The sequence below is a fragment of the Bartonella sp. AD328YNZD genome (genome assembly GCF_042196425.1).
In genome coordinates this window covers 12,193-22,804 of sequence record NZ_JBHIQG010000011.1, presented here as the reverse complement: position 1 = coordinate 22,804, position 10,612 = coordinate 12,193, and the positions used below count along the sequence as shown (strand labels likewise).

Here is a 10,612-nt window from a genome sequence, read left to right as displayed (position 1 = left end):
AACAAAAAATAAAAAGTCAACACCTACAAAGTGTGATGAAAAATCTCCACCTTTAGAATCTCATTCTGATAAAGCTTCCCTTTCTGTTAAAATTCCCCCTTATGGAAAAATTATTGTCACAAACACCATCCGTGAAAAAAAGGATGAAGAAATTTTGTCTGAATCCTTTGTTGAACAAAAAAAGACAGCGTGGTTTGGACGCCTTAAAAAAGGTCTATCGCTTTCTTCACAACGCCTAAGCGGATCAATTAGTGACCTCTTTGTTAAAAGAAAACTTGATGAAGCTACACTGCAAGAGCTCGAAGATATTCTGATTCAAGCTGACCTCGGTGTAGAAACGGCAACGCGCATCACGAATACTTTAGCTTCCAGTCGTTATGGAAAAGACCTCTCTCCAGATGACATTCATACTATTGTAGCTGATGAGATCAAAAAAGTTCTGGAACCTGTTGCAATACCATTAGAACTTGATCTCAGCCATAAGCCTCATGTTATTTTGCTAGTAGGTGTAAATGGCACTGGAAAAACGACAACTATTGGAAAACTTGCAGCCAAATTAACAGCAGGGGGATTAAAAGTTATGCTTGCAGCCGGTGACACTTTCCGAGCCGCAGCTATTGAGCAACTGCATATTTGGGGTGAACGTACTGATTCTCCTGTTATTTCTACAAAATTAGGTGCAGATGCTGCAAGTTTAGCCTTTGATGCTTTTGAGAAAGCAAAAAAAGCAAACAGTGATGTATTAATTATTGATACAGCAGGACGTTTACAAAATAAATCTGAATTGATGGATGAGTTAGCAAAAATTATTCGTGTTTTAAGAAAACACACCCCCCAAGCGCCCCATACAATCCTTCAAACACTTGATGCAACGACCGGACAAAATGCACTCAACCAAGTGGACATTTTCCGTGATATTGCTGGTGTTAATGGTTTGGTCATGACAAAGCTGGATGGAACAGCACGAGGAGGAATTCTTGTCGCTATCGCAGCAAAATATAAATTACCCGTTTATTTTATCGGTATAGGAGAGAATATTGAAGACCTTCAACCCTTTTCTGCTTCTGACTTTGCCGAAACTATTGCAGGAAAACATGTATGAAACAGCCTTTATCTAACCCTAATTCACATAATAATTCTGAAAAAAATGTGAATAACAATAAAAAAACGCCCCTTTCACCAACACTTAAGTTTCTTTTAGAAATGGGACCATTGGTCGCCTTCTTTTTTGCTAATTATAAAGGAGAATGGTTGATAAAAAACATTGAATTTTTTCAAAATTTTAGCAAGCCTATTTTCCCTGCAACAGCTATTTTTATGGTAGCAATTATTATTTCTCTAAGCTTATCATGGATCCTTGCAAAACAAATTCCTATTATGCCTCTTATTTCGGGAATATTTGTTTTAGTTTTTGGTTTTTTAACTCTCTGGCTTCATAATGAAACTTTCATAAAAATGAAACCAACAATCATTAATAGCTTATTTGCTTTGATACTTTTTGGTGGAATGTTTTTTAAAAAACCCCTTTTGCGTTATGCTCTTGATTCTACCTTAAAACTTGATGATTTAGGCTGGCAAAAATTGACCTATCGTTGGGCATTTTTTTTCATTTTTCTTGCTCTTTTGAATGAAATTATTTGGCGCAATTTTAGCGATAATTTTTGGACGAGTTTCAAAGTTTTTGGCGTCATGCCTATAACAGTCCTTTTCATGCTTACCCAAATGCCTATCATTATAAAACATTCAAAAGGACTTTTTACAGAAGAGGACAAATCTGATTCTTAAAAAACTTACCATCACAAATTATTTTATAGATTCATTGCGAAACACTGTTCAGGAGAAAAAACATGCTGATTGAACAGTTTATCTGTCGAGAAGATAATTTTGGTGTGCTCATTCATGATGAAAAAAGTGGTATGACAGCCGCAATAGATGCTCCAGAAAGCAAAGCGATTCATAACGCTTTAAAGCGCCGTAATTGGACACTTAACACTATTTTTGTGACTCACCATCATCACGACCATGTAGAAGCCCTAGCAGAATTAAAACAAGTTTACAATGCTATAATTATTGGACCAGAAGCAGAAAAAGAAAAGATTCATCATCTTGATCAAACACTTCACCATGATGAGAAACTTTTTTTTGGTTCTCACACACTTTTAGCTCTATCAACACCTGGCCATACGCTAGGAGCGCTATCTTACTATTTTTCTGAAAAAAAATTACTGTTTGCTGGAGACACACTTTTTTCACTTGGTTGTGGACGTCTTTTTGAAGGAACAGCTGCACAAATGCTAAATTCTTTAAAAAAACTTCGTAAACTTCCCGATGAAACACTCCTCTATTGTGGACACGAGTACACAAAAAATAACGCTCTTTTCGCGCTAACAATTGACCCACATAATAAAAAACTCCAGCAAAGAGTAGAAGATGTTTTTTTACTGCGCGCAAAAAATGCCATGACTCTTCCTGTCACTTTAGGGCAAGAAAAAACAACAAATCCCTTTCTCCGCTGGGATGATAGTGTGTTGCGAAGAAACCTTGTAATGGAAGAAGAAACAGATGAAGAAGTCTTTGCTGAAATTCGAAGAAGAAAGGATAATTTTTAACCATGCTTAAGTTCGTATTACGTTTGTTCCTCCTTTTTCTTTTCGTGATACATATTCAACTAACAAGGGCAGAGGAAAAGGAAACAGATAATTCTTCTCTTATATCATCTCTCATCGCAAATTATCCCTTAACAGAAGATTTTTTTTTAAAGCTGGAAAAAATTGAAAAAGAATGTAAAAATTTACTTCCAGAAACAAAAAATAATCTTATAAGTTATGATTCTAGTATCCATTCTAGTATTGAAAATTACACTACCTATATTTCTAGTAAACCAAAACTTGTAAATATTTTAAAAGAAAATAATATAACACCGAAAGATTTTGCTTCAGGAACCTTAGCTCTTAAAGAAATATCAACGCTTCTCATATTTGTACCTGAAAAGGAATATTCTACTGAGAAAAATACTATATTTCTAAACAATCTTGAATTTGTTAAAAAACATTTTTTTAAAGCGACAATTCTTTTAGATAGCTGTGAAAAACTCATTTTGAGCAACTAATCAGCTATGAGACATTAAAAAATATCATCCCATTAATCTAATAAAAAAGTCCGTGCATTAAAAAATCACCGTGTTTTTATCATTCCTAATAATTGTGTTTATTTCGATTACATTTAACAAATGTTTTTCTAAAAATAAAGAATAACAGACGAAAAAATATTTATTGAAATTCAAAAAAGAAAGGATAATTTTAGTCATGTTTAAACTTCTATTGTGCTTTTTCTTCATTTTTCCTTTTGCATCATACGCTCAAGAAAAAAAACAAGAAATAGATGAGCTTTCTTTTATATCGCCTTTCATTGCAAATTATCCCTTAACAGAAGATCTTCTTTTAAAGCTGGAAAAAATCAAAATAGAATGTAAAAATTTATATTCAAAACCAGAACAAACGAATAAAAAAAGTGATTTAAATACTTATAATGATAATATTGAAAAATACGCTGCCTATATTTCTAATAATCCAAAACTTGTGAATATTTTAAAAGAAAATAATATAACACCGAAAGATTTTGTTGTTGCTCACCTAGCACTTCAAGCGACATTGTATGTACTTACTAATGAAGAAAATTCTACTTATGAAAAAAACTTTTTACCTTCAAGCAATATAGAATTTGCTAAAGAGCATATGTATAGAATAATAAAAATTTTAAAAGATAACTGTTAAAAAACATTTTTAGAACAATTGATTAACTTTGTAAACGCCGACAAATTTCATCTAATTGTTCTAATGAAGAGTAATGTATTTTTAAATCTCCACCTTTTTTACCATGTTGAATAATAACTTTCATTCCTATCACATCTGCAAGTAATTTTTCTAAAGATTTTGTTTCAGCATCTTTCTCCGAATTGGTACGTTTTTTAGTTTTAGGATTAGCTTGCTCATATGCAAGTATTTCTGTTTGACGTACAGAAAGCCCTTCACGAATAATTTTCTCAGCTAAATATTGTGGATTATCAACGGTTATAAGACAACGTGCATGACCTGCGGAAAGTTGTCCATCAGTTAAGAATTGTTGTACTTTTTCTGGAAGTTTTAACAAACGAAGCGTATTTGCAACATGACTACGACTTTTTCCTATAACTTGCGCTAAATCTACTTGCGTATAATCATGTTCATTTAGAAGCATCTCATATCCCTTTGCTTCTTCGATAGGATTAAGATCTGCACGTTGAACATTTTCAATAATTGCCAATTCCAAAGCCGTTTTATCATCTACATCGCGAATAATAACTGGCAATTGGTTTAAATTTGCACGTTGTGCTGCACGCCAGCGCCGTTCACCAGCAATCAATTCAAACCGATGAGGATGATCTCTTAAAGGCCTTACAATAATCGGTTGAACCACACCGTGTTGACGAATTGATTGTGTCAAATTATCAAGCTCTGTTTCAGTAAAATGACGCCGAGGATTATGAGGATTACATGAAATAGATTCAATTGGAATAAATTGCTCAGAAAGACTACCGGATTCATTTAATTTATCAAAGCTTGATGAACGTGCAATATTATTGTTTAAATTGATATCTCCAATCAATGCCGCTAATCCACGTCCTAGTCTTTTTTTTGAGAGATCATCATTCATAATTTTTCTCTTTGAATTTTTAGATTATTTTTTTATATTTCTAAGCAGCAGCGCGTGCTTGTTTTTCACGTTGAATCACTTCTGATGCTAGACGCAAATAAGCTTGACTTCCAGCACATTTGAGATCGTAAAGCAATACAGGTTTACCAAAAGAGGGCGCTTCTGATACTCTTACATTTCGTGGAATAACAGTACGATAAACTTTATCTCCCATAAAAGAGCGTACATCTTCAACAACTTGATTTGAAAGATTATTACGTCCATCATACATTGTTAGAACAATACCTTGGATCTCTAAAGATGGATTAAGTACGGATCGCACTTGTTTTACTGTTTCAAGTAATTGACTTAAACCTTCAAGTGCTAAAAATTCACACTGCATAGGCACTAAAACAGAATCCGCAGCCCCCATAGCATTAAGTGTTAAAAGATTAAGGGAAGGAGGACAATCAATTAAAACATAATTGAATTTTTTTTCCATTTCCGGATCATCATAGAGAGCTTTACGTAAGCGTTGTATGCGATCTTTTGATGAAGAAATTTCCATTTCCACTCCTAAGAGATCAAGTGTAGAGGGAACTATATAAAGATTGGGTACGGCTGTTTTTAAAGCCGCCTGTGTAATTGAAACGCCCGAAACCAAAACATCATAAGAAGATAAAGGACGGCTATTACGATCAATCCCTAAACCTGTACTAGCATTACCTTGTGGATCAACATCCATAATAAGGACATTTTCACCAATAGCCGCTAAAGCTGTAGCAAGATTAATTGCTGTGGTTGTTTTTCCGACTCCACCCTTTTGGTTTGCAATAGCGATAATTCGTGTTTCGCTCATTTTGCTCTACCCTCTATATGATCGAATATGAGAAATTTCCAAAATAACAGAATTTTCATCAACTTTACTTTTATGTTTTAACAGATCAAAGTGCCAATTGGCAGAGGCATTTTTTATTTCTGTAGCGTAATCCCGACCTTTTTGCAAAAGAGCTATTGTTTTTTCTGTTAATAAAGGAAAAATGAGTTGTAAAAGAGTATCAAGCGGCGCTAATCCTCGTGCCGTTATAATATCAGATATGGGAATTTTTTGATATATATCTTCAATTCTAGCGTGATAAACCGTTGCTGGAAGATTAAGTTGAGCAATAACTGTTCGCAAAAAAGCAACTTTTTTCCCATTACTTTCAACAAGATTAATATGTCCTGCTTTTTTTTCTTTCAAAAAGATAGCAATCACAATTGCAGGAAAACCTCCTCCTGATCCTAAATCACACCAATGTAAAGAATGAGCATACAAAGGAAAAATTTGTGCTGAATCTAAAATATGTCGTGTCCATAGATCTGGTATAGTTGTAGCAGATATCAAATTAATATGTGCATTCCATTGAAGTATTAAAGACTCAAACTGCATTAAATTTTCCATCGTTTCACGTGAAACAGAAGGAATAATATTTAATAATTGTTGATATTTTTTTTCTGTAGAAAAATCCATTAAGCTGTTTTAGCCTTTTCACGCCGTTGACGTTGAATATATGTAATAATAAGTGATAATGCGGCAGGAGTCATGCCATCAATTTTTTGTGCATCAGCAATTGAACGAGGCGATACTTCTTGAATTTTTGATTTAAGTTCATTTGAAAGACCTGAAATTGCCTCAATATTAAGAGAAGAAGGAATTTCTAAACGTTCATCTCTTTGAAGAGAGGCAATATCTTGTGCTTGTTTATCTAAATAAACCGCATATTGTGCTTCAATTTCTAAAGCTTCAACTGTTTTAGAATCAATTTCCTGTAATTGTGGCCATAAATGTGAAAGACGCTCTACAGTCATATGAGGATATGCAAGAAAATCATAAGCCGAACGCCGAATTCCATCATGGTTAACGTGTAATCCATGAGCAGAAGCTTCATTAGGTGTTAAAAAGAGATTTTGACATATCGATCGTGCTTGATCAAGCCGTTTTTGCTTTTTCTGATAATAATCCCAACGTACTTTACTCACAATACCCCATTCTTTTGCCAAAGGTGTTAGACGCGTATCAGCATTATCAGATCTTAAAGATAAACGAAATTCAGCACGTGATGTAAACATTCTATAAGGTTCACAAACACCACGTGAAACCAAATCATCAACCATAACACCAATATAAGCAGTAGAACGACTTATAAGTATTTCATCTAATTTACCTACCTTGCGTGCAGCATTTAATCCAGCTAAAAGACCTTGTGCTGCCGCTTCCTCATATCCTGTTGTGCCATTAATTTGGCCCGCTAAAAACAAACCTGGTAAAGAGCGTACTTCCAAACTTTTCGTTAATTGTTGAGGATTAACAAAATCATATTCAATAGCATAGCCAGGTTGCAAAACTGTAGCATTTTCCAATCCTTCAATGGTTTTCAATAAAGAAATTTGTACATCTTCAGGAAGAGAAGTAGAAAGACCATTTGGATAAACAGTATCATCATTTAATCCTTCTGGTTCTAGAAAAATCTGATGTCCATCACGTTCTCCAAATTTAACGATTTTATCTTCAATTGAAGGACAATAACGTGGTCCTAATCCTTCAATATTTCCAGAATATAAAGCAGAACGATAGATATTTTCGCGAATAATTTTATGTGTTTGTGCATTTGTACGCGTTATTGCACATTCAATTTGTGGCTGTTCAATTTTCTCTGTTAAAAGAGAAAAGGGAACGGGATTTTCATCTGCTTGTTGTTTTTGGAGAGTTTCCCAAGCAATTGTTTTTTTACTCAGACGAGCAGGGGTTCCTGTTTTTAATCGTCCAAGTTTTATATGATATTTTTTCAAATGTTCAGCAAGTTTCACACTTGACTGATCTCCCATACGACCAGCAGCCCATGTTTTATTACCAATATGAATAAAGCCATTTAAAAATGTACCTGTTGTTAAAACAACAGCACCAGAAAAAATTGTTCCTTGTTTTTTTAAAATTACACCTGATACACAATTATCTTTAACAACCAAATCAAGTACTTCATCCTCAATGAGAGTAAGATTTTCTTGTTCTTTTAAAAGTTTTTGAATTGCTTCTCTATAAAGTTGTCGATCTGCTTGTGTCCGTGGTCCTCTTACTGCCGGTCCTTTACGTCTATTAAGAAGTCTAAACTGAATTCCAGCAGCATCTGCTGCTCTTCCCATGAGACCATCTAACGCATCTATTTCACGAACCAGATGCCCTTTTCCAAGACCACCAATAGCAGGATTACACGACATTGTTCCCAGTGCTGATATTTTATGTGTAACAAGCGCTGTTTTGGCTCCTACACGTGCTGAAGCTGAAGCCGCTTCACAGCCAGCATGACCACCACCAACAATAATAACATCATATGATCGCATTTAATTCATTCCGTAGAAAATTTCTAAGGTTTCACGTGAAACAGGATATAAATTACATAATCTTTATAATCTGTCTATGAAATAATCAATGTTTCACGTGAATCATTATTTACCAACACAAAACTCTGAAAAAATGATATCAAGCAAATCTTCAACATCAATATCTCCTGTAATTTTTCCAAGAAAATCACTTGCACGACGGAGATGTTCTGCACGTAAACTGAGATCAAAAGAATGATAATTGAGAGCAAACTCAATCTCTTTAACAGCTTCTTTTAATAATTGAAGTTGCCTTTTACGTGCTGGAACAATATTTCCAATTTCAGAACCACGATGATGACAAAATAATTCAAGTTCTTTGATAAAAGAATCAAAATTTAAACCAGTTAATGCGGAAAATTGTATAGACCAACGCTGATCATTTTTTTCATAAAGATCAAGCTTATTACCAACACACCATATTTCAGCCGATGTTTCTGGTAAATCAACTTGCTTAGGATTTCCTATATCATAAACCAAAATAACCAAATCAGCTTCTCTAACATGCTGTTTAGCAACTTCTATTCCCATCTGTTCTATTTTATTTTCTGTTTTTCTAAAACCAGCAGTATCGGTTAAAAAAACAGGTAAACCACCAAGAATAATTCTCATTTCTAAAGCATCACGGGTTGTTCCTGCTTCTTCCGTTACAATAGCAACAGATCTTCCTGAAAGACGATTCATAATGCTTGATTTTCCAGAATTTGGAGCACCAGCAATAACAATTTTTAATCCATCACGTAAAATACTCGCACGTTCTCCTTCAGTAATATATTCTCTAATAGAAGTACAAAGATCCTCAACATCTTTCCAAACTTTATCAGATATTGCGTTGGGAATATCTGCTTCATCAACAAAATCAAGTTCTGCCTCAATAAAAGCACGCGCCTTCATAAGCTTATGACGCCAATCACGATAAAGCGTCGTTAAATGTCCACTTGTACCCATAACAGCTAAACGCCGTTGGCTTTCCGTTTCTGCTTCTATTAAATCAGCAAGACCTTCTGCTTGAACAAGATCTAATTTTCCTTCCATAAAAGCGCGACGTGAAAATTCACCTGCCTCTGCAATACGGCATCCAGAAAATGTTGACAATTCATCGAGAAAACGATTAACGACTGCTTTTCCTCCATGTAAATGGAATTCTGCACAATCCTCCCCCGTAAAACTATGAGGAGCAGGAAAAAAAACAGTTAAACCAGAATCTAAAAAACCACCATCACGAGCAGTAAGATTTCCATAATGCATAAAACGTGCTTTAGGTAAACGACCACAAAGCGTTTTAACTATATCCACAACATGAGGACCAGAAAGCCGAATGACTGCAACCCCTGAAGGTAACAATCCACTCGAAACAGCAAAGATTGTATCCACAGGTTTTATCCTAATAAAAACTTTAATGACTCTACGTATTCATTGAATCAAAAAATTCACTATTATTTTTTGTTTGCTTTAATTTATCAATCAAAAATTCAATTGCATCAGTTACATTCATAGATGCTAAAATACGACGAAGAACAAAAATTTTGTGTAAATCTTGTCGTTCTACCAGAAGTTCTTCCTTACGCGTTCCTGACTTTAAAATATCCATAGCAGGGAAAATACGTTTATCAGCAACTTTACGATCAAGAACAATTTCCGAATTACCTGTTCCTTTGAATTCTTCAAAAATAACCTCATCCATACGACTTCCTGTATCAATCAAAGCCGTTGCAATAATGGTTAAAGATCCGCCTTCTTCAATATTACGTGCTGCACCAAAAAAACGTTTTGGACGCTGTAGGGCATTTGCATCCACACCACCTGTTAAAACTTTACCCGAAGAAGGAACAACTGTATTATATGCACGCCCAAGACGTGTAATAGAATCGAGGAGAATAACAACATCACGCCCATATTCAACGAGACGTTTAGCTTTTTCAATGACCATTTCTGCCACTTGTACGTGACGTATTGCAGGTTCATCAAAAGTAGAAGAAACCACTTCTCCTTTTACTGAACGCTGCATATCAGTAACCTCTTCTGGTCGTTCATCAATTAAAAGAACAATGAGATAACATTCAGGATGATTAGTGGTAATAGAATGAGCAATATTTTGAAGTAAAACTGTTTTTCCCGTCCGTGGTGGTGCAACAATTAGTCCCCTCTGTCCTTTTCCCAATGGAGATATCAAATCAATCACACGTGATGACATATCTTTCTCTGTAGGATCTTGTATTTCCATTTGAAAACGTTCATTTGAATAGAGGGGAGTAAGATTATCAAAGTGAATTTTATAACGGATCTTTTCAGGTTTTTCAAAATTAATTGTATTAATTTTAAGGAGAGCAAAATAACGTTCTCCCTCTTTTGGACTACGTATGGGGCCTTCAATTGTATCGCCTGTTTTTAAAGAAAACGACTGTATTTGTGCAGGTGAAAGATAGATATCATCAGGTCCAGGAAGATAATTAGCATCAGCAGAGCGCAAGAATCCAAATCCATCTTGTAAAACTTCGACAACACCTTCTCCTATAATTTC

11 protein-coding genes are annotated in these 10,612 nt (G+C 34.7%); 5 read left to right on the top strand and 6 right to left on the bottom strand.

The window, feature by feature from the left end; genetic code table 11:
- From ftsY to ACFIO3_RS01355, 5 genes are all read left to right on the top strand, one after another.
- A partial coding sequence (ftsY, locus tag ACFIO3_RS01375) for a signal recognition particle-docking protein FtsY (RefSeq protein ID WP_375695696.1) occupies positions 1-1,102 on the top strand: 1,102 nt, incomplete at its 5' end.
- On the top strand, positions 1,099-1,785 hold the full coding sequence (locus ACFIO3_RS01370) for a septation protein A (protein WP_375606086.1): 687 nt from the start codon (positions 1,099-1,101) through the stop codon (positions 1,783-1,785). The genes ftsY and ACFIO3_RS01370, both read left to right, overlap by 4 nt.
- Positions 1,786-1,847: 62 nt before the next feature.
- Positions 1,848-2,609 (top strand): hydroxyacylglutathione hydrolase, encoded by a 762-nt coding sequence (gene gloB / locus ACFIO3_RS01365; protein WP_375606087.1) that lies wholly within the window; start codon positions 1,848-1,850, stop codon positions 2,607-2,609.
- A gap of 2 nt (positions 2,610-2,611) precedes the next feature.
- The gene (locus ACFIO3_RS01360; RefSeq protein ID WP_375606088.1) at positions 2,612-3,109 is read left to right on the top strand and encodes a hypothetical protein; all 498 of its coding nucleotides are present in this window, start codon (positions 2,612-2,614) and stop codon (positions 3,107-3,109) included.
- A 196-nt stretch (positions 3,110-3,305) separates the two neighbouring features.
- On the top strand, positions 3,306-3,773 hold the full coding sequence (locus tag ACFIO3_RS01355; protein ID WP_375606089.1) for a hypothetical protein: 468 nt from the start codon (positions 3,306-3,308) through the stop codon (positions 3,771-3,773).
- Positions 3,774-3,795: 22 nt separating this feature from the next.
- Here the strand turns inward: ACFIO3_RS01355 and ACFIO3_RS01350 are convergent, their stop codons facing one another.
- The 6 genes from ACFIO3_RS01350 to rho all read right to left on the bottom strand — a co-directional run.
- Positions 3,796-4,692 (bottom strand): ParB/RepB/Spo0J family partition protein, encoded by an 897-nt coding sequence (locus ACFIO3_RS01350; protein WP_375607901.1) that lies wholly within the window; start codon positions 4,690-4,692, stop codon positions 3,796-3,798.
- Between the two features lie 40 nt (positions 4,693-4,732).
- The gene (locus tag ACFIO3_RS01345; protein WP_375606091.1) at positions 4,733-5,530 is read right to left on the bottom strand and encodes a ParA family protein; all 798 of its coding nucleotides are present in this window, start codon (positions 5,528-5,530) and stop codon (positions 4,733-4,735) included.
- 6 nt (positions 5,531-5,536) lie between these two features.
- The gene (rsmG, locus tag ACFIO3_RS01340; protein ID WP_375607902.1) at positions 5,537-6,184 is read right to left on the bottom strand and encodes a 16S rRNA (guanine(527)-N(7))-methyltransferase RsmG; all 648 of its coding nucleotides are present in this window, start codon (positions 6,182-6,184) and stop codon (positions 5,537-5,539) included.
- Positions 6,184-8,052, bottom strand: a complete 1,869-nt coding sequence (mnmG, locus tag ACFIO3_RS01335) for a tRNA uridine-5-carboxymethylaminomethyl(34) synthesis enzyme MnmG (protein ID WP_375614919.1) — start codon at positions 8,050-8,052, stop codon at positions 6,184-6,186. The genes rsmG and mnmG overlap by 1 nt, the downstream gene beginning before the upstream one ends.
- Before the next feature lie 105 nt (positions 8,053-8,157).
- Positions 8,158-9,465: a tRNA uridine-5-carboxymethylaminomethyl(34) synthesis GTPase MnmE gene (gene mnmE, locus ACFIO3_RS01330; RefSeq protein ID WP_375614918.1), complete on the bottom strand. Its 1,308-nt coding sequence runs from the start codon at positions 9,463-9,465 to the stop codon at positions 8,158-8,160.
- A gap of 31 nt (positions 9,466-9,496) precedes the next feature.
- Positions 9,497-10,612: transcription termination factor Rho (gene rho, locus ACFIO3_RS01325; protein WP_375704042.1), on the bottom strand; the 1,116-nt coding region annotated here is incomplete at its 5' end.

What these genes read in the sequence shown, in the direction of transcription:
- ACFIO3_RS01370 (WP_375606086.1), top strand. Translation starts at nt 1,099, where the DNA reads ATGAAACAGCCTTTATCTAACCCTAATTCACATAATAATTCTGAAAAA.
- gloB (WP_375606087.1), top strand. Translation starts at nt 1,848, where the DNA reads ATGCTGATTGAACAGTTTATCTGTCGAGAAGATAATTTTGGTGTGCTC.
- ACFIO3_RS01360 (WP_375606088.1), top strand. Translation starts at nt 2,612, where the DNA reads ATGCTTAAGTTCGTATTACGTTTGTTCCTCCTTTTTCTTTTCGTGATA.
- ACFIO3_RS01355 (WP_375606089.1), top strand. Translation starts at nt 3,306, where the DNA reads ATGTTTAAACTTCTATTGTGCTTTTTCTTCATTTTTCCTTTTGCATCA.
- ACFIO3_RS01350 (WP_375607901.1), bottom strand. Translation starts at nt 4,692, where the DNA reads ATGAATGATGATCTCTCAAAAAAAAGACTAGGACGTGGATTAGCGGCA.
- ACFIO3_RS01345 (WP_375606091.1), bottom strand. Translation starts at nt 5,530, where the DNA reads ATGAGCGAAACACGAATTATCGCTATTGCAAACCAAAAGGGTGGAGTC.
- rsmG (WP_375607902.1), bottom strand. Translation starts at nt 6,184, where the DNA reads ATGGATTTTTCTACAGAAAAAAAATATCAACAATTATTAAATATTATT.
- mnmG (WP_375614919.1), bottom strand. Translation starts at nt 8,052, where the DNA reads ATGCGATCATATGATGTTATTATTGTTGGTGGTGGTCATGCTGGCTGT.